The 23,787-nt window shown below is 45.0% G+C and carries 19 protein-coding genes and 1 pseudogene; 15 read left to right on the top strand and 5 right to left on the bottom strand.

Annotated elements, in window-relative coordinates:
• The first annotated feature begins 105 nt into the window (after nucleotides 1-105).
• The 6 genes from G5B12_RS17840 to G5B12_RS14770 are packed head-to-tail and all read left to right on the top strand — an operon-like array spanning nucleotide 106 to nucleotide 8,174.
• Complete coding sequence (locus tag G5B12_RS17840; RefSeq protein ID WP_174088676.1) at nucleotides 106-1,629, top strand: family 78 glycoside hydrolase catalytic domain; 1,524 nt, start codon at nucleotides 106-108, stop codon at nucleotides 1,627-1,629.
• On the top strand, nucleotides 1,613-2,911 hold the full coding sequence (locus G5B12_RS18130; protein ID WP_174088674.1) for an alpha-L-rhamnosidase-related protein: 1,299 nt from the start codon (nucleotides 1,613-1,615) through the stop codon (nucleotides 2,909-2,911). The genes G5B12_RS17840 and G5B12_RS18130 overlap by 17 nt, the downstream gene beginning before the upstream one ends.
• 1 nt (nucleotide 2,912) lies before the next feature.
• A complete protein-coding gene (locus G5B12_RS14785) occupies nucleotides 2,913-3,782 on the top strand; it encodes an MBL fold metallo-hydrolase (protein ID WP_118071934.1) in 870 nt (289 codons plus the stop codon).
• Nucleotides 3,779-4,768 (top strand): ROK family protein, encoded by a 990-nt coding sequence (locus G5B12_RS14780; RefSeq protein WP_118170769.1) that lies wholly within the window; start codon nucleotides 3,779-3,781, stop codon nucleotides 4,766-4,768. Before G5B12_RS14785 ends, G5B12_RS14780 begins: the two co-directional genes overlap by 4 nt.
• A gap of 12 nt (nucleotides 4,769-4,780) precedes the next feature.
• Nucleotides 4,781-6,727, top strand: a complete 1,947-nt coding sequence (locus tag G5B12_RS14775) for an oxidoreductase (protein ID WP_148448075.1) — start codon at nucleotides 4,781-4,783, stop codon at nucleotides 6,725-6,727.
• 46 nt (nucleotides 6,728-6,773) lie between these two features.
• Nucleotides 6,774-8,174 carry a glycoside hydrolase family 1 protein gene (locus G5B12_RS14770; RefSeq protein ID WP_174088672.1) on the top strand — a complete coding sequence of 467 codons (1,401 nt, stop codon included), beginning with the start codon at nucleotides 6,774-6,776 and terminating at the stop codon, nucleotides 8,172-8,174.
• A 60-nt stretch (nucleotides 8,175-8,234) separates the two neighbouring features.
• Here the strand turns inward: G5B12_RS14770 and G5B12_RS14765 are convergent, their stop codons facing one another.
• The gene (locus tag G5B12_RS14765; RefSeq protein WP_174088670.1) at nucleotides 8,235-8,882 is read right to left on the bottom strand and encodes a cupin domain-containing protein; all 648 of its coding nucleotides are present in this window, start codon (nucleotides 8,880-8,882) and stop codon (nucleotides 8,235-8,237) included.
• Nucleotides 8,883-9,030: 148 nt separating this feature from the next.
• On the opposite strand from G5B12_RS14765, the gene G5B12_RS14760 reads away from it, so the two are divergent.
• The 4 genes from G5B12_RS14760 (at nucleotide 9,031) to G5B12_RS14745 (ending at nucleotide 14,611) form a co-directional block, all read left to right on the top strand.
• The gene (locus tag G5B12_RS14760) at nucleotides 9,031-10,209 is read left to right on the top strand and encodes an MFS transporter (RefSeq protein WP_174088668.1); all 1,179 of its coding nucleotides are present in this window, start codon (nucleotides 9,031-9,033) and stop codon (nucleotides 10,207-10,209) included.
• An 18-nt stretch (nucleotides 10,210-10,227) separates the two neighbouring features.
• On the top strand, nucleotides 10,228-11,406 hold the full coding sequence (locus tag G5B12_RS14755; RefSeq protein ID WP_174088666.1) for a glycoside hydrolase family 5 protein: 1,179 nt from the start codon (nucleotides 10,228-10,230) through the stop codon (nucleotides 11,404-11,406).
• A 1-nt stretch (nucleotide 11,407) separates the two neighbouring features.
• Nucleotides 11,408-13,054, top strand: a complete 1,647-nt coding sequence (locus G5B12_RS14750) for a glycoside hydrolase family 43 protein (RefSeq protein WP_021976200.1) — start codon at nucleotides 11,408-11,410, stop codon at nucleotides 13,052-13,054.
• A gap of 150 nt (nucleotides 13,055-13,204) precedes the next feature.
• On the top strand, nucleotides 13,205-14,611 hold the full coding sequence (locus tag G5B12_RS14745; RefSeq protein WP_021976199.1) for an MATE family efflux transporter: 1,407 nt from the start codon (nucleotides 13,205-13,207) through the stop codon (nucleotides 14,609-14,611).
• Here the strand turns inward: G5B12_RS14745 and G5B12_RS14740 are convergent.
• The 3 genes from G5B12_RS14740 to G5B12_RS14730 all read right to left on the bottom strand — a co-directional run bounded on the left by G5B12_RS14740 (nucleotide 14,593) and on the right by G5B12_RS14730 (nucleotide 17,681).
• A complete protein-coding gene (locus G5B12_RS14740; RefSeq protein ID WP_021976198.1) occupies nucleotides 14,593-15,735 on the bottom strand; it encodes an RluA family pseudouridine synthase in 1,143 nt (380 codons plus the stop codon). The two genes, G5B12_RS14745 and G5B12_RS14740, sit on opposite strands and share 19 nt — an antisense overlap.
• A gap of 11 nt (nucleotides 15,736-15,746) precedes the next feature.
• A complete protein-coding gene (locus G5B12_RS14735; RefSeq protein ID WP_021976197.1) occupies nucleotides 15,747-16,367 on the bottom strand; it encodes a response regulator in 621 nt (206 codons plus the stop codon).
• Nucleotides 16,368-16,499: 132 nt separating this feature from the next.
• Entirely contained in the window at nucleotides 16,500-17,681 is a 1,182-nt protein-coding gene (locus G5B12_RS14730; protein WP_021976196.1) for a sensor histidine kinase, read from the bottom strand.
• 260 nt (nucleotides 17,682-17,941) lie between these two features.
• Between G5B12_RS14730 and G5B12_RS14725 the strand changes: the two genes are divergently transcribed.
• The 3 genes from G5B12_RS14725 to G5B12_RS14715 are packed head-to-tail and all read left to right on the top strand — an operon-like array spanning nucleotide 17,942 to nucleotide 21,141.
• Nucleotides 17,942-18,871 (top strand): ABC transporter ATP-binding protein, encoded by a 930-nt coding sequence (locus G5B12_RS14725; RefSeq protein WP_118064678.1) that lies wholly within the window; start codon nucleotides 17,942-17,944, stop codon nucleotides 18,869-18,871.
• 13 nt (nucleotides 18,872-18,884) lie between these two features.
• Nucleotides 18,885-20,009, top strand: coding sequence for an ABC transporter permease (locus G5B12_RS14720; RefSeq protein WP_021976194.1), 1,125 nt, complete (start codon nucleotides 18,885-18,887; stop codon nucleotides 20,007-20,009).
• A complete protein-coding gene (locus G5B12_RS14715) occupies nucleotides 19,996-21,141 on the top strand; it encodes an ABC transporter permease (protein ID WP_174088665.1) in 1,146 nt (381 codons plus the stop codon). Before G5B12_RS14720 ends, G5B12_RS14715 begins: the two co-directional genes overlap by 14 nt.
• Before the next feature lie 20 nt (nucleotides 21,142-21,161).
• Here G5B12_RS14715 and G5B12_RS14710 read toward each other — a convergent pair whose 3' ends face one another.
• The gene (locus G5B12_RS14710; RefSeq protein ID WP_174088663.1) at nucleotides 21,162-22,148 is read right to left on the bottom strand and encodes a Gfo/Idh/MocA family protein; all 987 of its coding nucleotides are present in this window, start codon (nucleotides 22,146-22,148) and stop codon (nucleotides 21,162-21,164) included.
• Between the two features lie 293 nt (nucleotides 22,149-22,441).
• On the opposite strand from G5B12_RS14710, the gene citD reads away from it, so the two are divergent.
• Nucleotides 22,442-22,741, top strand: a complete 300-nt coding sequence (gene citD, locus G5B12_RS14705; protein WP_174088661.1) for a citrate lyase acyl carrier protein — start codon at nucleotides 22,442-22,444, stop codon at nucleotides 22,739-22,741.
• A pseudogene (locus G5B12_RS14700) lies at nucleotides 22,738-23,637 on the top strand (aldolase/citrate lyase family protein); the annotation flags it as partial. The gene citD and the pseudogene G5B12_RS14700, both read left to right, overlap by 4 nt.
• Between the last annotated feature and the right edge of the window lie 150 nt (nucleotides 23,638-23,787).

The following is a 23,787-nucleotide window of genomic DNA, read 5'->3' as shown; positions in this document are numbered from 1 at the left end:
GCAGAGAAAACTGCTTGCGCCTCCGGAAATTAGATAACTATTCTAGTATTTGGAGGCGTTTCTGAAGTTGTGATCGCAGATATTCCAAAGTAAGAGGAGAGATATATGAAAGTTGTAAATGTAAGAATCAACGGTATGGAAAATCCTGTGGGATTTGATTTTGAAACCGTATGTGTATCGTGGAAAGTTCGTGAGACATCAGCCAGAAGACAGCAGAATGTAAAAATAGAGATAGCTTTGACAGAAGATTTTTCAGAGCTTCTCTGGACAAAAGAGGGAAAGAATCTTAACAGTGCGGCGGAAAAACTGGAATTTGAGCAGAGTGCATATACAAGATATTATGTAAGAGTAACCGTTACCAGCGATGAGGGAGAGACTGCTGTTTCCAAGCCTGCATATTTTGAAACCGGAAAGATGGATGATCCATGGATGGGAAAATGGATCACAACAAAAAAAGAAGATACCTTTCACCCTCTCTTTATAAAGAATTTTGAAGTAAAGAAAAAACCTGCTTCAGCCAGACTTTATATTTGCGGTCTTGGACTTTTTGAGGCAAAATTAAATGGAAAAAAAATCGGGGAGGAAGTTCTGACTCCTTATTACAGCAATTATCACGATGAAGAACAGTATCTTACATTTGATGTCATGGAAAATATCAAAAATATCGATAACCATACAGAAATGCAGGAAACAGCAGAAAACCAGTTGGCTGTATCGCTGGGAAATGGCTGGTACAAAGGAAAATTTGGACTGAACAGCCAGAGCAATAATTTTGGTGATACCTTTAAGCTGATCGCGGAGCTTCGTCTGATCTATGAAGATGGGGAAATCCAGGTGATCGGAACAGATGAAACCTGGAACTATATTGGCTCTGATGTGGAAGACGATGGAATTTATGACGGCGAGATCATCAACCATCTGTTATGGGAAGAAAAAGAAAATCCGGCGAAACAGGCAGTTCTTACAGAGGCAGAAGGAAAACTGGTTTCCAGATACAGCCTTCCTGTAATGGAAATGGAAGATATGCCGGTAAAAGAAGTGATCCATACACCGGCAGGGGAAACAGTCCTGGATTTCGGACAGAATTTTGCCGGATATGTGACCTTCTGGAATCATCTCCCAAAAGGAAGCAAACTTATATTTGACCATGGCGAGATCCTTCAGGATGGCAATTTTTATAACGAAAATTACCGTGCTGCAAAATCTCAGTTTGTATATGTATCCGATGGAAGGGAAGAACGGATACGTCCTTCTTTTACATATTTTGGATTCCGATATGTGCGTGTGACAGGATGGCCGGGAGAAGTAAATGCAGAAGATTTTACAGGAAAAGCAGTTTACTCAAAGATGGACAGGACTGGATATATGGAAACCGGTCATAAAGGAGTGAACAGACTGTTCTTAAATGCATTGTGGGGACAGAAATCAAATTTCGTAGATTTTCCTACAGACTGCCCTCAGAGAGATGAACGACTTGGATGGACTGGAGATGCTCAGGTATTTGCCGGAACAGCAAGTTTTAATATGGATACCACAGCTTTTTATCAGAAATTCATCCACGACCTTCGAAATGAGCAGGTAAAATATAAAATACGACGGGATCCTTCCCGGTGTGATCCCGGTACTTGATCCAAACGGCCCGATCTTTTCCAGTGTATGGGGAGATATTGCCACATTCCTTCCGATGGTAGTTTATGAACATTCAGGAAATACAGAAATACTGAGATCCAGTTATCCGATGATGAAGGACTGGGTAGATAAGATCACCAGGGAAGATCAGGCAAGAGGACAAAGATATCTCTATGATTTCGGAAACCAGCTTGGTGACTGGTTGGCACTTGACGGAAGAACCGAGCAGAGCATGGAAGGTGGAACAGATGCCTATTATATTGGTTCCAATTACTATGCAATGTCTGTGCAGAAGACTGCAAAAGCAGCAGAAATTCTCGGTTATGAAGAGGATAAGCATTATTATGATGACCTCTATCAGAAGATCAGAGAAGCGATTATCCGGGAATATTTTACAGAAACGGGGCGTCTGGCAATTGATTCCCAGACCGGATATATTGTAGCTTTATATTCCGGGATCTACAGAGAGAAAGAAGCTGTTGTGGCAGGACTGAAAGCAAGATTTTATAAAGACTGCTATAAATTAAAGGGTGGATTTACTGGTGCACCGATCCTTTGCAGGGTTCTCGCTGAAAACGGATTCGAAGAAGATGCTTTTTATTTCCTTCTTCAGGAAGATTATCCGGGATGGATGCACTGCATCAATCTTGGAGCAACAACGATCTGGGAAAGATGGAATTCCGTTCTGGATGACGGGCATTTAAGCGGTACGATGATGAACTCCCTGAACCATTATTCTTATGGCTCTGTTGTGGAATATCTTTACAGAGATGTAGCAGGCTTAAAGGCACTGGAGTCTGGATTTAAGAAAGCGCTGATCACTCCTTTGATGAACGGAAAGCTGAAATATATGCATATGACCTATGATTCTGCTTATGGAGAATATAAGGTAGACTGGGAAATCCTGAAGAACGGGAAGGTAACAGTAGATATCCAGGTTCCATTTGGATGCAGTGCAGTGATCGGTCTGCCGTTTTATGAGGGCGAAGTTATGGAAGTGGAAGCTGGAAGCTATCATTATGAATATCGTCCCACAGAAGATCTTCGTCAGCGTTATAACAACAAAACCATGTTTAAGGATATGATGCATGATCCGGAGGCAATGAAAGTGATCGAGAGAGTATCTCCAATGCTGATGTATTTCCTTTCTACCGGAAATCAGGATTATTTTTATGAGAGCATCCAGAGCCTGGAAAAACTGTTTTATATGGGATTTACCAGAGAAATCGTAGATAATCTCCGAATAGAGTTATCCAAGCTTCTTGATATGGAGGAAGAATAAAATGGCGGATTTTTACAGAGCAGAAAAAGTAAACGACAGAATCACAGCGATAATAAGCTTCACAGGAGAGATCATGTATCTGGTAAATGGATCGGAACGCTCCCTGCTGATCGATACCTGCGTGGGAGCAGGAAACCTTCGGGATTTTGTGGAAAGACTTACGGAAAAACCACTTACAGTGCTGCTTACCCATGGCCACATCGATCATGCAATGGGAGCACCGGAATTCACCGGGAATGATGGAAAGCCTGAATGTGAGATCTACATGAACCATGCGGATACCGAAATTTATCTGGGAATGAATTCCATAGAAAACAGAAAAGGATATGTACTGGCAGGACTTGGCGGCCAGATGCCGGAAGGACTGGAAGAGACATTTCTGCCGCCTGCACCGATGACATTTAAAGATCTGAAAGATGGTGACAGATTTGACCTGGGAGGGATTTCCGTGGAAACTTATGCCCTCCCGGGGCACACTCCGGGAACCATGGTCATGCTGATCCCGGAAGAAAAGATCCTGATCCTTGGAGATGCCTGCAACAATGCTACCTTCCTTTTTGATAAAAATTCCCTTACTGTGGAAGAGTACAGGGAAAATCTGATCCAGATCCAGAACAGACTGGAGGGACGTTTTGACACAACCTGTCTCTGTCATCATGTGATCTGGGCTTCCAAAGATATGATTCGCAGTGTGATCGAAGTCTGTGATACGATCATGAAGGATCAGGCAGATGATGTTCCATTTAACTTTATGGGGCAGCAGGCCTTTGTTGCAAAAAAGGCCAATGAATATTTCAACCGTCTGGACGGCGGCGAAGGCAATATCATCTACAGCAAAGAAAAAATCCGCAAAAAAGAGGTGACACCATGAATTATCTGGCGATCGATATAGGAGGAACATTTATCAAATATGCAGTGATCACAGAAAACTGTTCCATCCTGGAAAAAGACAAAACCCCTACAAAACAGGATTCTCTGGAAATATTTATCCAGTCTCTGACAGAAATCTGTGACAGGATCAAAGGGCAGTATGAGATCGAGGGAATTGCCTTAAGCATGCCGGGGATCATTGATTCCAAAAGGGGTTTTATGTATACTGGTGGAAGCCTTTTCTGCATCAGCAATGTAAATATCGTGGAGATCCTGGAGAAAAAAACAGGGATTCCGGTGACAGTAGAAAACGATGCCAAATGTGCAGCGCTGGCTGAGATCTGGCAGGGCTCTTTAAAGGACTGCCAGAATGCCATCGTTGTTGTCTGCGGAACTGCAGTAGGTGGTGCTGTGATCGTTAACCGCGAAGTAGTAAGTGGAAAAAATTTCATGGCAGGGGAATTCAGCTATGTGATCACAGATAGTAAGGATGACTACAAAATGTCTAACAGCCTTGCAGAGACAGCCGGTGCCCAGGCACTGCTTAAAAGCGTATCGGAGGAAACCGGCATTCCTGTAGAAGAGTTAAACGGAGAAAAAGCGTTCTCCCTTGCGAACCAGGGAAATGAAAAAGCTCTGGCAGGAATCCGGAATCATGCAAAAAAACTGGCCATCCATATCCACAACTGTCAGTACATGTTTGATCCGGAAAAGATCGCAGTAGGCGGCGGGATCAGTGAACAGCCTTTGCTTCTCCAGCTGATCCGTGAAGAGCTTTTAAAGATCAACGGCATGTATCCCTGGACGCTTCCGGTCCCGGAGGTGACAAGCTGCCGTTTTTACAATGACGCAAACCTGATCGGTGCCGTCTATGTACACATGAAAGCAAGAGAGAAAAAGATCAGTCTTGAAAAAGTAAATGAACTCATGGAATTACTTGAAAACCGAAGAGAGGGCGAATATTTGAGAGCCCTCCTTACAGAATAACGGGAGGTAATTATGATCCGAAAATATCCAAACTTATGCAAACCGATCCAGATTGGCCGTGTAACATTTCGAAACCGTATGTTTTCTGCTCCGATGGGCGGAACAGATATTACAAACGACGGATGTATCGGCCCGAAATCTACAGCTTTTTATGAACTGAGAGGAAAAGGCGGTGCAGGTGCCGTAACAGTCAGCGAGTGTATGGTACATCCGAAAACCGATGGCTCCCATGCCTATCATCTGGACACATCCATCCTGAATTCCCTGGCATCCGCAACTTATACTGCAGACGCCATCCGTCGTCACGGAGCCATACCGAGTATTGAACTTTCTCATTCCGGAATGTATGCAGGAACTTATATGACAGATAAATCCAGACAGAAATCCATGAACCAGTGGGGCCCGTCTGATACCGTCCGTCCAGATGGCGTGGAGGTAAAAGCCCTCACAAAAGAGCTGATCGACGAGATCGTAGCTTCCTATAAAGAGACCGCGTCCCTGGCAAAAAGGGCAGGCTTTGAGATGATCATGGTACACGGCGGACATGGCTGGCTGATCAACCAGTTCCTTTCTCCGTATTTTAACAAACGTACCGATGAGTATGGCGGAAGCCTTGAAAACCGCTGCCGTTTTGCAGTAGAAGTTCTGAAGGCAGTGCGTGAAGGTGTGGGACCTGGATTCCCCATCGAGTTCCGTATGAGCGGTTCTGAACTTTTTGAAGGCGGCTACACACTGGAAGACGGTGTGGAGATTGCAAAAGTTCTGGAGCCATATATTGATCTTCTTCACGTTTCCGCAGGAACTTATCAGAGAGGGTTCGGTGACACCCATCCGTCCATGTTTAAAGACCACGGTTGCAATGTTTACCTTGCGGCTGAGATCAAGAAACATGTGGCCATTCCGGTTGCAACCATCGGTGGCCTGAACGATCCTGCACAGATGGAGCAGATTATTGCAGAGGGAAAAGCCGATATCGTTTACATGGCAAGAGCACTTCTTGCAGATCCCTTCCTTCCAAGAAAAGTCATGGAAAACAGAGACGAGGAGATCGTTAAGTGCTTAAGATGTTTTACCTGCATGGCAGAAAGAGCGGCAACTTCCACAAGAAGATGTACCGTCAATCCGCTGATCGGACGTGAGATGGAAGGGGATGAAGTACAGCCTGCACCTGCTAAGAAAAAAGTCCTGGTAGCAGGCGGCGGTCCGGGAGGTCTGTACGCAGCTTATACAGCGGCAAGAAGAGGCCATCAGGTCATTCTCTGTGAAAAAGAGGATACTCTGGGCGGAATCCTGAAAAGCGAGCAGGCCCTGCCATTTAAGCATGAGATGTACGAGCTTGCAGGAACTTACGAGCTTCTTGCAAGAAAAGCAGGCGTGGAGATCCGTACATCCACACCGGTGACAAAAGAGTATGCGGAAAAAGAAAACGCAGATGCACTGATCATCGCGGCTGGTTCCAGACCGCTGGTACCTCCGATCCCGGGACTGAACGGCGACAATGTGGTGATCGTAAATAACTACTATAAAGAGAAAGAAAAAGTAGGAGATGAGGTAGTTGTCTTTGGCGGCGGCCTTGCAGGATGTGAGTGTGCCATCCACCTTGGAATGGAAGGGAAGAAAGTCCGCATTGTGGAGATGAGAGATGTTCTCGCACCGGATGCCAATGTAAGACACAGACCACTTCTTCTGAAAGAAATCGACAAATACGCGGAAGTTTACACAGGATACAAGGGCCTTGAGGTAACCGAAGAAGGTGTATGGTGTGAGGATAAAGAGGGCAAAAAGGTTCTGGTTCCCGGAAGCACCATCATCTGTGCCCTGGGCCAGAGATCCAGAACCGACATTGTGGATGAGCTTCGTGACTGCGCGCCATATGTGGCGGTGATCGGTGATGCAAGCAGAATTTCCACCATCACCAATGCAGTATACTGGGGCTATCACGCAGCGCTGGATATCTGATATCCGGCAGAGAGATATCCGATTTATATGAGAAAGGACAGAAAAAATGTTTCCCAAGAATTTTTTATGGGGCGGCGCAGTAGCTGCCAATCAGTGTGAAGGTGCATACAACGAGGACGGCAAAGGACTTTCCATCCAGGATGTCCTTCCTCACGGGATCAAAGGCCCGAGGACGGAAGCACCCACAGAAGACAATATGAAGCTGGTAGGAATTGATTTTTACCACCATTACAAAGAAGATATCAAGCTGTTTGCAGAGATGGGATTTAAGGTATTCCGTACTTCCATTGCCTGGAGCAGGATATTCCCGAAGGGGGATGAGGAAACTCCCAATGAGGCAGGCCTTAAGTTCTATGATGATCTGTTTGACGAGTGCAGAAAATACGGGATCGAGCCCCTGGTAACCTTATCTCATTATGAGACTCCGCTTTATCTTGCAGAGCATTATGACGGCTGGGTAAACCGTGATCTCATCGGATTTTATAAACGGTATGTGACTACAGTTTTCAACCGTTATAAAGATAAGGTAAAATACTGGCTCACATTTAATGAGATCAACTCCATCCTGGAATCTCCATTTATGAGCGGCGGGATCAATACGCCGAAAGAAAAACTTTCCCAGAGTGATCTTTACCAGGCAGTTCACCATGAGCTTGTAGCCAGCGCCTGGGCGACCAAGATCGGTCATGAGATCAATCCGGATTTCAAGATCGGCTGTATGATCTTAAGTATGCCGGTATATCCGCTGACACCTGATCCCTCGGATGTTCTTGCTGCCATGGAACAGGATCACAAGAACATGATGTTCGCAGATGTCCATGTCCGCGGCTGCTATCCGGGATATGCGAAACGTTATATGCGGGAAAACGGCATCAGCATTTCTGTGACGGATGAGGATATGGAAATCCTGAAAAACACCGTAGACTTTGTTTCCTTCAGTTATTATGTCAGTGTCTGTGCCACAGCAGATCCGGAAAAAAATGTCCGGGGAGAGGGAAATCTTCTGGGCGGTGTGCCAAACCCGTATCTGAAAGCCAGCGACTGGGGCTGGCAGATCGATCCGAAGGGACTTCGCTATATTCTGAACACACTCTGGGACCGCTACCAGAAACCACTGTTTATCGTGGAGAATGGTCTTGGTGCGTTTGATCAGCTGATTCAGGGTGCAGATGGCGAGATGACCGTAGAAGACGATTACCGCATCGCTTATCTCAGAGATCACATCCGCCAGATGGAAGAGGCTGTCATGGATGGCGTGGATCTGATGGGATACACCACCTGGGGATGCATCGACCTTGTCAGCGCATCCACGGCAGAGCTTCGCAAACGTTACGGATTCATCTACGTGGACCGCAACGATGACGGAAGCGGAACTATGAAGCGTTATAAGAAAAAGAGTTTCTACTGGTATAAGCATGTGATTGAGACCAATGGACAGGAACCATAGATAATAAAACTTCCGGGAGTATGTTGTCCAGCTCCCGGAAGTTTTGATATTTAAGAAAATTTATTTCTTCATATTCTCCCGTACCTTCGTAGGTGTGCACCCGAAGTGTTCCTGGAACATTCGGCGGAACAGCTTATAATTTTCAGAAATATAATTCAGTACAAGGTTCAGCCGATCCAGATCTTTTTTCTGCTGGCTTAAATCACTTTGAAAAACTTTTACACGGAAATTGTGGTACAGCTGGAACAGAAGTTCAAAGATCAGGCTGTTAAAGCGCAGGATAAATCCATCCGGCCGGATATCATCAATGATCTGCAGCTGTTCCAGGGTGGTTTTCAGCATTTCAATCTTTGTCTTTTTAACAGGATCTTTGGTCTGATAGTCCCAGAAAAATACCAGCTGCTGGACATTGGGAATATATTTTTCCATAAAATCCAGCGGAATCTGAAGAACGATAGCTTTATTTGGAACGGTACATTTTGTGGAATGGATGATGTTGGCATTGATCAGGATACAATCTCCGGGGTGGAGGGTATGACTGGAAGATTCCACGATAACATCCAGTTCGCCCTCCTGTATATAAATGATCTCAACAGCCCGGTGCCAGTGGAAAGGAATGTAGCTTCCATTATCTGTGGACGTATAAAATTTGACATTTGTGATACCTGAGTAATCTATGATCTCATAGGAAATTCCGTTTTTATCCATATAACCTCCTTAAAAAGAGAATATCGACCTATATATTAGAGCTTTTCTGACCTAATCTGTGCAGAATCATTATGATAGTATAATACCATAAAACAAAGCTCCATGGCCATGGAAAAGCGAAAGAAAAAACAGGGAGAGGTAAAAAAATATGAATCAAAAGAGTAAATTGACCTTTGGAAAAATATTTGAGCGTTTTTCTTATGGATGTGGTGATTTTGGCTGTAACATCATCTACACGGCGATGTCTGCATTCCTTCTGTTTTCTGTTTCTGCATCCTGGGCTTCCACGCCGAAACTTGTATATGTATTCATTACATACAACCTTGTTTCCACAGTGATCTATACAGCCATCAACGTGCCATATTCCGCACTGAACGCGCTGATGACACAGGATCCATATGAAAGATCTGTTTTAAGTATTTTCCGTAACCTTCTGGCAACAGCCGGAACACTGACCATCAATACCTTCACACTTCCGCTTGTAGAATACTTCGGAAACAATGCAGCAGCATGGACAAAAACATTCGTAGTATTCGGTTTCGTAGCGGTCGCCGCATTTTTATGCACCTTCTTTGGAACAAAAGAGCGTGTACGGGCAGCAGAAAATGAAGGTGAAGTACAGACAGAAGATGTACCGTTTGTAACAGGAATCAAAGCACTTTTTAAGAACAAATACTGGATCATGATGACAGGAATGCTTGCCCTTTTCTTCCTGATGTATTCTGTCAACGGAGGAGCAACGGTATACTATGCAAAAGATATCCTGGGCGATAAAAATCTGGTAAGTACCATCAACGGAATCTTTAACATCGTACAGATTTGCGGCATGTTCTTCATTGCCATGCTGGTAAAAAAATTCGGAAAAAGAAATGTATTTGCACTTGGTCTTGTTCTGGATATTGTGGGAATGCTGGTACTGAATTTTTCCGGCGGTTCCATGGCGATCATCGTGGTTTCCAGTGTGATCCGTGGAATCGGTAATGCCTGCGGCGGTGCTACCATGTGGGCTATGGTTTCCGATACCATTGATTATGGTGAGTGGAAAACAGGCTGCCGTACAGAGGGACTTGTAAACAGTGCCTGCAGCTTCGGATACAAGATCGGTAACGGAATCGGTTCCGCACTTCTTGGTCTGATCCTTGAGATCGGCGGATATGTTGGAACAGCAGCAGTACAGACAGAATCTGCACTGACGTCCATCAAAGTATGCTTCGTATGGATTCCGATCCTTGTTTATGCCTGCGGCCTTGTGATCATGAAATTCTATCATCTGGATAAAGAATTCGATGGAATCATCGCAGATCTGAAGGCACGTGCACAGAAATAGAAAAGGAGATCAGAGAGAGTGAACATCAAAGGCGTTAATCTTGGAAACTGGCTGGTGCTGGAAAAATGGATGAGTCCGGCATTATTTGAGGGAACCACCGCAGAGGATGAATATTATCTTCCCACACAGCTTTCCCCGGAGGCATATGAGGCAAGAATAAAGATCCATCGTTCAGAATACATTACAGAGCGTGATTTTGTAACCATAAAAAGCATGGGAATGGAGTCTGTCCGGATTCCGGTGCCATACTTTATCTTCGGCGACCGGAAACCATTTATCGGCTGCATCGAAGAACTGGATAAGGCCTTTAACTGGGCGGAAAAATACGGACTTACCATTCTCATTGATCTTCATACAGTACCCTTAAGCCAGAACGGTTTTGACAACGGAGGCATCAGCGGTGTGTGCAAATGGGCACAGAATCCTGATGAAGTAGAGTTTGCATTAAGCGTTCTGGAACGTCTTGCAAAGAGATATGGAAACAGAAAAGGCCTGTTTGGAATCCAGCCGTTAAATGAGCCCATCACAGAAAATATGTGGGAAACCATGGATATCCAGAACCGTTATGCTCCGGCAGATCAGGAGATGGCAAAAGGCTCCGCACCGATCACAATGAAATTCCTGAGACAGTTTTATCTGGATGCCTACGACCGTATCAGTGCCTATATGCCAAAAGATAAGTACGTTGTGATCCACGATGGCTTTGAACTGATGGAATGGAAAGATTTCATGCAGGAAGAGAAATATTCCAATGTGATCCTGGATACCCATCAGTATCTCATGGTTGCGGAGGCCAGAGGATGCAGCCAGACTATTGAAGGCTATCTGAAATATATCAGAGAAGAACTGGAACCACAGATCACAGAGATGGAAAAATATTTCCCGGTGATCTGCGGCGAGTGGTGTCTGTTTAACTCCCTTGCCTGCGGCTGTGACACAAAAGGCGGCCAGAGCGTGCTCAACGGAGTGGAAGGGAGCCGGCAGGAAAGCTTTTCACTGGAGAAGAAAAAAGAAATCTATGAAGCCCTTGCAAAGGCACAGCTGGAACTCTGGGAGAAAGGCAGCGGTTATTATTACTGGAGCTACAAGCTTCTGACTGATACGGTAAATACTCCCGGATGGATCGGATGGGACAGCTGGGATCTGGGAAGATGTTATGACTTTGGCTGGTTTCCGGCTGATAAAGGAGGATGTTAAAATGATCGTAAATCCAATACTTCCGGGTTTTAATCCGGACCCTTGTATCTGCAGAAAAGGCGACGATTACTATATGGCAGTTTCCACATTTGAGTGGTTTCCGGGAATCCCGGTCTACCATTCCAGAGACCTGAAAAACTGGGAGCTGTACACACACGTAATTACAGACGATGAAAAAGTAGATCTCAAAAAACTTCCAAGTGCAAAAGGAATCTGGGCACCCTGCCTGACCTACTGCGAGGAAGAGGATATGTTCTACGTTGTCTATGGAGTAATGAATTCCATGAACGCCAGATATTTTGACGTGGACAATTTCCTGATCTGTGCAAAAGATATCCGTGGACCGTGGAGCGAGCCGGTTTACCTTCATTCCTCCGGTTTTGATGCGTCACTTTTCCATGACACCAATGGCAAAAAATACGTGGTATCCCTGGAGTGGGAAACAAGAGAAGGCTACGAGAAGCCAGGGGCTATCTGTATGGTAGAATATTCTCCTGAGAAAAAAGAGATCATCGGTTATCCGAAGCGGATCTGGAGAGGCGGTACAGACAGAGGCTGCATCGAGGCACCGCATCTCACAAAACGAGGCGAGTATTACTATATCATGTGTGCAGAGGGTGGCACCGGATATAATCACTGCGTTACCATGGGACGTTCCAAAAATGTCTGGGGCCCATATGAAAAAGATCCGAAGAATCCCATCGTTACCAGTGTTCCGGGAGAATCCTACGAGCGCCAGGATCCAGACCATCTGAAACCAAAGTACTATAATCCGGACTCTGTACTTCAGAAATCCGGTCATGGAAGCTATGTGGAACTTCCCACAGGAGAAGTTTATCTGGTCCATCTCTGCTCCAGACCTTTTGTACCGGAACTTCGCTGTACACTTGGAAGAGAGACGGCCATTCAGAAAATGATGTGGACCGAAGACAACTGGCTCCGCATGGCGGATGGAAGCAATCTGGCGAAGATCGAAGTGCCGGAAACCTCCCTTCCGGAATACCCGGTGGAAAAAACTCCGGATTTTGACGATTTTGATGGAGATGAGCTTGGGAACTTCTATTATTCTCCAAGGATCATGCCCCAGCGTTTTGCAGATGTGAAAGCAAGAAAAGGTTATGTACGCCTTCGTGGACAGGAATCCAGAACCTCTCTCAACAAAGTAAGTATCCTGGCCAGAAAGCTTACAAGCGTATACGCACGGATCACCACAAAGATGGAATTCACACCGGAAGTACACCAGCACAGTGCAGGTCTGATCCTGTATTACGACAACATGAATTACATCAATCTCCGGAAATATTACAGTGAAACCCTGGGACAGAGCGCCCTGTCTATCATCCATCTGGAAAACGGAGAAAAAACAGAGTTCCTGAACACCAGAATCCCGGTAGAAGATAAACCGATCTATCTGAGACTCTATATTGAGGGAAGAAAATCCTGGTTTGAGTGGAGCTATGACGGAGAAAATTACGAAAAGATCGGACGCATTTTTGATACCACAAGATTTTCTGACGAGTACTGTAAATACGGAGAGTTCACAGGAACTATGGTAGGAATCACCTGTGCAGACCGCGTTCTCCACAAAAAATGTGCAGACTTCGACTTCTTCGAATACATTGCAGATGAGAACCGGATGGTAGAGTAAAAAGATATTAAAAAAGCTATTGAAAAAAGAAAATGTTTGTAGTAATGTAGTAGCTACAACGCTTACGAAAAGGAAGACTGTTTCGGGTGGGCAGTCTTCTTTTTCTGTGTATTTTTGGATGAAGGAAAATAAAAAAAGGGGGATGAATTTATGGAGAAGGTGAAAGCGAAATCTTCTTTTTTCCGGAAGTTCGTAGGGGATAAGAAGTTTTATCTGATGGTTCTGTCCATTGCGGTGCCGATCATGATTCAGAATGGTATCACGAATTTTGTCAGTCTTTTGGATAATATTATGATCGGGCGGATCGGTACAGAGCAGATGTCCGGTGCGGCGATCGTCAATCAGCTGATCTTTGTGTATAATCTCTGCATTTTCGGCGGGGTATCCGGTGCAGGGATTTTTACAGCCCAGTATTTCGGACAGAAGGATCACGAGGGTGTCCGTCAGACACTTCGTTATAAACTCTGGATGGCAGTGATCCTGACAGCACTTACTATTGTACTGTTTCTTACAGCGGGAGATTCTCTGATCAGCATGTATCTCAGGGGAGAGGGAACCGCACGGGAAATCCGGGATACACTTGTCTATGGAAAGCAGTATTTATGGATCATGCTCCTGGGACTTCCAGCATTTATGATGGTGCAGGTCTATGCAAGTACCTTACGTGAATGCGGTGAGACTGTACTTCCCATGAAAGCCGGGATTGTGGCAGTGCTGATCAATCTCACATTTAATTATTTTCTGATCTATGGTAAATTCGGATTCCCGGAACTGGGAGTGAGAGGTGCTGCTGTTGCGACGGTACTTTCCAGATATGTGGAAGCGTGCATTGTCCTGACATGGACACATAAGCATACGGAGAAGAATATTTTTGCTAAGGGCCTGTATTCCACATTGAAGGTTCCTGCAAATCTCACAAAGAAGATCCTGATCAAGGGAACACCACTGCTTCTCAATGAAACTTTATGGGCAGCAGGAGTAGCCATGCTGACACAGTGTTATTCGGTCCGTGGTCTGAATGTGGTAGCAGGATTAAATATTTCCAATACTATCAACAATGTATTTAACATTGTATTTATCGCACTGGGAGATTCTGTAGCCATTGTTGTAGGACAGCTTCTTGGTGCCGGCAAGATGAAGGAAGCCAGGGATACAGACAACAAGATGATTGCATTTTCCGTATTCTGCTGTACCTGTGTGGCTGCTGTGATGTTTGTGATGGCACCACTGTTTCCGAAACTTTACAACACCAATGCCGAGGCCCGTACTCTGGCGAAATATCTTATTATGATCACAGCATTTTTTATGCCCCAGAATGCATTCCTGCATGCAACGTATTTTACTTTGCGCTCCGGTGGAAAGACTATCATCACATTCCTGTTTGACAGTGTGTTTATCTGGGTGGTCAGTGTGACGATCGCATTTACCTTAAGCCGTTTTACAGGACTTCCTGTACTTGGGATTTACGCAATGGTCCAGGCTGCGGATATGCTGAAATGTGTCATTGGGTTTATCCTCGTAAAAAAAGGCGTATGGCTTCAGAACATCGTCTCATAGAATTTTTTGAAATCTTCCGGGAGGGGTGCTTCCAGGGAGATTTCTTTTTTGGCATTTTCAGTGCAGGGAATGGAAGAAAGGATGCCTGAAGTCGTTTCACCAGCTGGAAAAGGTGGATGAAATTTAAGTTTCCATGCGTGGAGGGCAGCCCTGGAAAAAAGATTCGTTGTGTCCGATAAATGGTACAGGGAATCACCCAGAAGCGGATGCCCCAGAGATGCCATGTGGACACGGATCTGATGAGTGCGGCCGGTTTTCAGGCGGAGCATTACAAGGGATGCAGAGATCCTGGAACCGGGGGCAGTGGATTTCAGGACGGAATATAAAGTTACCGCCGGTTTGCTCCCTGGGAGGGAACTGCCCGGAGAGATGACCATTTTCAGACGGTTATCCGGATCTGGGGTAAGGGGAGTTGTGATCGCATGAAAGGTTCCGTCTGTATCTTCCAGCATGGAACCGGAAACCGCGGCCAGATAGGTTTTCTCTGAAATTCCATTTTCCCGTTGTTTTTGTAATCTGGCGGCAGCAGTCTGATTTCGGGCAAAAAGCAGGATGCCGGAAGTTTCTTTATCTAGCCGTCCGATAGACCGGACTTTGGTAGGCTCATCTTTGGAACGGAAATAGGCGGCAACCTGGTTGGAGAGGCTGTCGCTGTAGTGGGAACCGGAGGGGTGGGTGACCAGTCCGGCGGGTTTGTTTACTGCGAGAATGTCCTGGTCTTCGTACAGGATCTCCAGCTCAGGAAGAAGCTGTGACGTTGTAGACGGTGAATGGTAAATATGAGAATTGGCATCAGAACCTGCAAATTCCGAAGCTGTAGAATCAGAATATGAACCTGAGTCTGTGGAAAGTGGGAAAGAGTGACTGTCTGAACTGATAGTAAAAGATGACGACTCCAGATGCAGAGAGTCAACATCATCCGTTTCCAGGCATACCGTAATCTGATCTCCTGGATAAGCAGTTTCTGTTACACGGCACTGCTGTCCGTTTTTTTGGACACCACTGGGACGGAACTTCGCCTGGCTGATCTGCTTTTTTGTAAGACCGGCCTGGGTGCGAAGAAAGTGGGAGACAGGTGCCGGGGCAGCTGTTTCCGGGATATGGATAGTAAGATAGCGGTTCATTATAGTTCTCCTTATCTGTGCTGATAATAAAACACAGCAACCTGTGTCCGGTCCCTCAGCTGCAGTTTATCCAGAATGGAACTGAGATAATTCCGTACAGTTCCCTCACTGAGAAAAAGCTCCGCGGCAATCTCCTTATTGCTGTATCCGTTGGCAATCAGCCGGATGATATCCAGTTCCCGTTCATTGATATTTCTGGAAGCATAATCAAATCCGTCGGAGGACTGCAGAAGCTCCGGGATCTTGGACATGATCTCTGTACCGAATACGGTCTGACCGGAATAAACCGCCTGTAGCGCCGGAAGAATGCTGGCGTAATCCTGCTTCAGGAGATAGCCCTTTGTGCCGAGGCGGAGAGCTTTTATAATATATTCATCATCAGAAAATGTAGTCAGAAGAAGAATTTTTGCCTCAGGAAATTCACCCAGGATCTTTCTGGAAGCTTCCAGTCCGTCCATTCCTTTCATACGGATATCCATCAGAAGGATATCCGGAAGATATTCTTTATACAGGGAGCAGGCCTCTTCACCATCAGAGCCGGTGGCAGCCACCTGGATATCCGGATTTGCCTCAAGAATGGTTTTTAATGCACCTGAAACCAGGCAGTCGTCGTCTACGATTATAATTTTCATATTAAAATCTCCTGTTTATGAGTTATAAAAATCAAATTACAGATCAGGAAAAACAGACTGATCCAATACGCCAGAAAAGTACTTTGACCAAATCAGGAAAGTTCCTGGCAAGGTGAGAAATATCTTCCAGATTCAATTGGAAACAGATTTCGGAATCGTTACAAAGATCCGAAAACCCTTCTCCTGTGTAATCTGGACTGTACCACCCAGCGCCTTCACACGGTCCCGGATATTGGACAGCCCCATGCCGCCGGAAACATTTTCCATCTTATTGCTGTCCGTCTCAGCGTGAATATCCGGAATTTCATGCCCCAGCGTACCATTATCCTCGATACAAAGCTGATAAAGGGCAGGATGCTCCCGGAGAAGAATATTGACGGAATCCGCATTACTGTGCCGCATCACATTGGAAAGCCCTTCTTTTGTAATACTGATCAGACTGTATTTCACCTCTCTTGGAACCTGCCTGGACATATCATAGGTGAGGGTTACCGGGCAGAAGCTGAAATCTTTTACAAGTCCCTTTATGGCATCTTCCAGATTCACCGCATCATCGTGAAGATCATGGACACTGGAACGGATGCTGTTCATGGCGCCGTTCAGAGATTCTTCCAGATTTCCAAGAAGAGGATCAAGGGATTCATCTTTGTTGATGGTTTTGCAGGCAGCAGTCATAAGAATGGAGCGGGAGAGCACATGGCCTACATTGTCATGGATTTCCCGTGCGATCCGGTTTCGCTCCCTGAGAGTTGCAGCATAGATCTCATAATCCTGTTTTTCCAGAAGCGCCTTGTTTTTTTCGGAAAGAAGAAGTGCGTGTTCTTCGCTGTCATCACGGCTCTGACGGAAATTCCGGGCAAGGAGTTCATATTGCCTGGTATGAGACCAGAGAAAAAACGCCAGGATAAAACCAAAGATTCCGGCGAGACAGAGAATTTCCGGAAACTTGTGGAACTGAAAAGCAAGGAGTCCCCAGAATGGAAGTTCCACCACTGCCAGAAGAAAAAGTCTGGCAGATAATGTCTGATACAGAAGCAGTGGGAAAAACAGAAGAAGATCCGTAATCCACAGGGAACAGAACCCAAAAACCACATAACTTCCGGCAAGAACCGGAAGGATATTTCCGGAGGTTTTCAGCACTGGTAGAGAATTGTAGGGCCAGGATTCTGTTTCAGATGTTCTGCACAGATAAGTAACGCAGCCAAGGATCACTGTAAAAAGGAGGGAGAATACAAGGGACTGATCTGCAGGTACATAAAAAAATGCCAGCATACTGTATAAGAGTAATATGGCGGAATCTGTAAAATAACGCATAAAAAAAATAAACCCTCCTTTCCCGGAATTACAGCAATGTATTTTCATTATAGTATACCAGCTCCTTACCTGCAAAGAAAAATCTGTTTTCTTACAAAAGACATGACATTTGTCATCCGCAGTTAATGACATCCCACACTTGGAGCAGACAGAAGAAAAAGTTATAATGGCATCATAAAAGAAATATAAATTTCTGAGATAAAACAGAAAAGTCCCGTTTAATGGACTGTGAAAAAGGAGGAAAAAATATGCCACAGGGTATGGTTCACATAGAAAATCTGGTAAAACGGTATGGTGATCTTACCGCACTGAATCATCTGGATCTGGATATCCGGGAAGGTGAGATCTTTGGATTGCTTGGCCCCAACGGTTCCGGAAAAACAACGGCCATCAGCTGTCTGTTGTCCCTGCTGAAATACGACAGAGGTCAGGTGGAAATTTTCGGGGAAGAGATGAAACCGGACAGCTATAAGATTAAAGAACAGATCGGCATCGTGCTTCAGAATGTAGCCGTTTTTGAGGAACTGACAGTACAGGAAAATATTGATTATTTCTGCGGCCTTTACATAAGAGACAAGAAACGAAGAAAAGAGCTGGTGGAGGAAGCTATTGAATTTACAGGCCTGGAAGATTTCCGGAAAATGCATCCCAGGAAGCTTTCCGGAGGTCTTCTGCGCCGACTGAACATTGCCTGCGGGATCGCTCACAAACCAAGGCTGATCATCATGGATGAGCCAACGGTAGCCGTAGATCCTCAGAGCAGAAACAAGATCCTGGAAGGAATCCAGACACTGAACCGGCAGGGCTCCACCATTATCTACACTTCCCACTACATGGAAGAGGTAGAGCAGATCTGCACCAGGATCGCCATCATGGATCACGGAAGAGTGATCGCGCAGGGAACAAAAGAGGAACTGAAGCAGATGATCAAAACAGGAGAGACCATCACAGTGGAAGCCATTGCCCTGGAAGAAAAAAATCTCCAGGATATCCGCACACTGGATCATGTGTTTGATGTGCAGTACGAAAAACAGGTGCTGGTCGTGCGCTGTACCGATGCCAGGCATAACCTGATCCGTCTTCTTAATTATCTGCAGAGCCAGGATATTTCTTTTGGAAGAGTCTTTTCGGAGCTTCCTACACTGAACGATGTATTTCTGGAGATCACCGGAAAACAGCTGAGAGATTAGGAGGTGAGCTGAAATGCTGCATTTACTGAAATACAGTTTTCTTTCCAAGGTCCGGAATTTTAATATCATCTTCTGGCCGCTGGTTTTTCCACTTGTGCTTGGAACTTTTTTCTACTTTGCATTTGGAAATATCAATGAAGCAGATTTTCAGACCGTTCCGGTGGCAGTTGTGAAGAAAGATACTGCAGATACGTTTTTCCTGACCTATCTTGATCAGGTGGAAAAAAGCAGCCCGGATCTTTTAAAGGCAGAAGAAATGCCGGAAAAGGAAGCACTGGAAGCCCTGCAGGATAAAAAAATAAAAGGAATTTATTATGTGGGAAAAGATCCTTCCCTTACAGTAGCAGGGACCGGAATGGAAGAGAGTATTCTCCAGACAGTTCTTGACAGCTGTGGGAATACCAGAGCAACCATCACCAACATTATGAAAAAAAATCCCCAGATGGATATGAAAACCATGAAAACCCTGTTAAGCTCTCAGGATTTGGTAAAGGAAGTTTCCCTTGGGGGCCGTACCATTGACGGAAATGTGCAGTTCTTTTACGCACTGATCGCCATGGCCTGCCTGTACGGATGCTTTATCGGTTTTGGCTCTTCTATCGGGATCCAGGCCAACATCACACCTCTGGCAGCCAGACGTTGTGTGACACCGACCCATAAGCTGAAACTGATCCTTACAGACCAGCTGGCATCTTTTGCCTTGGGCTATATGGACGTGATCATTCTGATCCTGTATCTCCGTTATATTCTCAATCTGGATTTTCAGGGACAGATGGGAAAAATGTTGGTGGTATCTTTTTTCGGAAGTCTCATCGGCGTATCCATGGGAATGTTTATCGGTAGCTTTGGAAAAATGCAGGAAGGTGCCAAGATCGGGATCATGCTTGGAATCTCCATGGTAAGCAGTTTCCTTGCGGGACTGATGAACGGAAATATGAAGGATATCGTGGAAAAAAGTGCCCCGTTTGTAAACCGGATCAATCCGGCATCACTGATCGCCGATGCATTTTACTGTATCAATGTATATGATGATACAGCCAGATATTACAGAAGTCTGGCTACACTGGCAGTGATGTGTGTGGTGCTGGTAATGGCATCCTTTTTCATGGTCAGGAGGGAACGTTATGACAGTATTTAAAGGCTATATGAGAATTATGAAAAAAAATACAGGCCTGATCCTCCTGTATCTGTGCATCTTTTTCGGGGTGACAATGGCACTTCAGGCAGCAGCCGGTAAGGAAACCTATACCAGCTATGAAAGTGAAAAAATAAAGATCGGTGTGGTGGATAAAGATAACGGGCCACTGGCAGAAGGACTGGTAAAATGGTTTGAAAACACCCATCATGTGACTATGCTGGAAGACAATAGGGAGAAGCTTCAGGAAGAGCTTTTTTACAGAAATATAGAGTACATCGTGGTGATCCCTGAGGATTTTTATGAGAGCTGTATGGTAAACGGGGAAAGTATTTCCGTGACAAAGGTGCCTGGATCCTACTCAGCATATTATGTAGATCAGCAGCTTGAGAACTGCCTCAACACCATGCGGACATATCTGGAAGCCGGTTTTTCCAAGGAGGAAGCGGCAGCAGCGATCCTGGATGAAAAAAGAGGAGAAGTCACCATGCTGGATACAGACGGAAATGGCAGTACCCCTGGATGGCTCTATTATTTCCGCTATATGCCATATCTGTTTCTTGCTGTGCTCTGCTATGTCATGGGATATGTGCTGATGGCTTTCAAAAAAAATGATATTCCTGAAAGAATGCAGGCGTCGGCAGTCTCGGCAAGAAGACAAAGCCTGGAAGGACTTCTGGCCATGTTTGTCATGGGCGGGGGCTTATGGGGAATCGGTATGGCAGGTGCCATTCTTATGTATGGAAAAACATTTCCAGGTTCAGAGAACTTCGGATACTATGTACTGAACACCCTGGTGATGATGGCAGTGGCACTTTCTCTTTCCTACCTGATCGGGCTTTTTGTAAAAAACAGCAACATGTTAAGCGGCATTGCCAATATTCTGTCTCTTGGAATGTGTTTTCTGTGTGGCGTGTTTGTTCCCATGAATGTTATGGACAGAAACGTCCTGAAGGTGTCTCAGTTTCTTCCTGTGTACTGGTATGAAACCGTAAATGAGACTCTTGGAAGTTACAGCCACCTCACGAGGGAGGCAGCTGTATCGGTCTGGAAAGGCATCGGCCTGGAAGCCATGTTTGCCATGGTGTTTGTCTGCATGATCCTGGCAGTGACCAGGTCTCAGAGGCAGAAATAAACAGAAGTAACTGAAGAAGATCAGTCCCAGTTTTCATCCGGGTATTTCATATTCCATTCTTTACGAAGATAGGTCATGATATCCATAACGTCTTTTGTATAATTCAGATATAAGCCGGAGGTATCACGTGTAAGAACTGCATGTTCCATATCCTCCATCTCATAAAGCAGTGCATCGGAAGTGTCACCGCAGGAAATTTCAGTTTTTTCTCCTGTCTCTGCATCCACGATCACTGCTTTATCTGCACGTGGATATTCCATGATCTCGATATAACCTTTCTCACAGCTGATCATGGCACGTTTCGGCTGTTTGGAGTGCATGGAAAGTGCGACAGTCGCCATCTGACCGGAAGGATTTTTAAGAAGAATGGTTGCCTGCTCATCAGAACCGGTAGGAGAAGGCTTCCACTGGCTTAAGATCTCATCCGGTTTTTCATCCATAAAACTTCGGACAATGGAGAGTGCGTAAACACCGATATCCAGCATGGCACCGCCTGCCAGGTTCATATTGAAAAAGCGGTTGTTCATGTTATATTCTTTAAAACTTCCAAAATTCATGGTGATCATCTGGACTTTTCCCAGAGAGCCGCTTTTGACTGTTTCCCAGAGTTTTTTGTAAATGGGCATATGCCAGATGGTCATGGCCTCGGCAAGAATGAGATTTTTTTCCCTGGACAGAGCGATCATTTCATCCAGCTCACGGCTGTTAAGGGCGATGGATTTCTCCACAAAAAGGTGCTTGCCGTGAAGCAGTGCTTTTTTCATAAAGGCATAATGGGTATTGTGAGGACTTGTAATGTAGATAATATCCACATTTTCGTCAGTAAACATTTCATCAATTTCTGAATAAACCTTCTGTACACCGTATTTTTCTGCAAAGGCAACGGCTTTCTCAGAGGTACGGTTTCCAACTGCATACAGCGGTTTTCCCATTTTCTGAAGTGCCTGCGCCATCTGATTGGCGATCACACCGGTACCAAGAACTGCCCAGTTTAAACGTTCTTTCATGATCAAATCCTCCCTGTGAATGAAAAATATAAAAAGTATATAAATTTTCACTTTTAAAATATGAGGTTATTATACTAACCTTACGAAGAAAACGCAATGGGCAGATTTACCAACATTGCGAATATCTGTTTTATAAAAAGAAAAGCAGGAAAAATTCCGTATCTTAACAAATATTAAGAAAAATATTATTTCTTCTGTAAGGTTACGACCTTACGATAGCTTCAGATGAACAAAAGAACACAACATAAAGGTTCCGGCAGCAGTTATGTTACTGGATCAAAAGGAGGATAAACATGGATATTGTAAGGCCAGCCATTGCAGGAACTTTGGAATCCAGCGACTGCCAGGTAACTGTAGAAAAAGGAGAAGGAAATGTAGATTTTTCCCTGGAAAGCTCCGTGATCAACCAGTATGGAAACCAGATCCGTAAAGTAGCACTGGAAACTCTGAAAAATCTTGGCGTCAGCGACGTAAAACTTACCATCGTAGACAAAGGTGCACTGGATTGTACGATCAAAGCACGTATTGAAGCAGCAGTTTACCGCTCTGTATTACAGACGGAACATTTACCATGGGGAGGGGCTATCCGATGAACAATCCGAACAAAAAAAGACTGAGAAGAACAATGATGTTTCTGAATGCTCAGAAACCGGGACTTATCAAAGATCCATACATTTATAAACCAGATTCTATCATGCTGGACCTAGAAGACGCAGTAGCAGAGAACCAGAAAGACGCGGCACGTTTTTCTCTGTATCATGCACTGAAAACCATCAACTATCGTGGATGTGAACGGGTAGTCAGGATCAATGGCCTGGACAGCCCTTACTGGAAAGAAGATATCCGCTGCTCTGTTGCCGGTGGATGTGATTCCATCCGTATCCCGAAAACAGAAAGTGCACAGGATGTAAAGCTTGTGGAGCGTGAAATTGCCTATGCGGAAAAAGAGTTCGGCCGTCCTGAGGGAAGCGTCCTGATCATGGCAGCTGTGGAATCTGCCAGAGGTGTGATGAAGGCTCTTGATATCTGCGAGTCCAGTGAGAGACTTTTCGGCATTGCCCTTTCCGGCGGTGATTACACAAAAGATCTTCAGACACATATTACAGGAACAGGAATCGAGCTGATGGGTGCGAGACAGAATCTTGTGATCGCGGCAAGAGCAGCAGGAGTACAGTGTTTTGATACGGTTTATACAGACCTTGACAACATGGAAGGATTCCGTCAGGATGTGGAAACCATCCATCTTATGGGATTTGACGGAAAATCCATTATCAATCCCCGCCAGATCAATGTCGTACACGATATTTACACACCAAAGCAGAAAGACATTATTTTTGCGGAAAAAGTAGTACGTGAGATCGATGAGAAAAAGGCACAGGGTATCGGTGTATTTACAGTAGACGGAAAAATGATCGACATTGCCTTTTATGATGGTGCAAAGAGGACCATCGCACTGGCAAAGGCTTCAGGCGTGTATAAGGGGGATTTAACCTCTTCTAGCAAGAAGACTCCCACCTCTAAGGTGGGAGATGAATTGCGTCTGTTACCCACGACAAACGCATGAGTAAATAAATTGTGAACACACCCCTTTTCTAGTAAAATAAAAGAAAAAGGGGTGTTATTTATGCAGGAATTATTA

This window comes from Blautia sp. MSK.20.85, assembly GCF_013317245.1.
GTDB lineage: Bacteria > Bacillota > Clostridia > Lachnospirales > Lachnospiraceae > Blautia_A.
The sequence above is the reverse complement of the archived record's forward strand: the minus strand, read 5'-3'. Positions and strand labels throughout refer to the sequence as shown.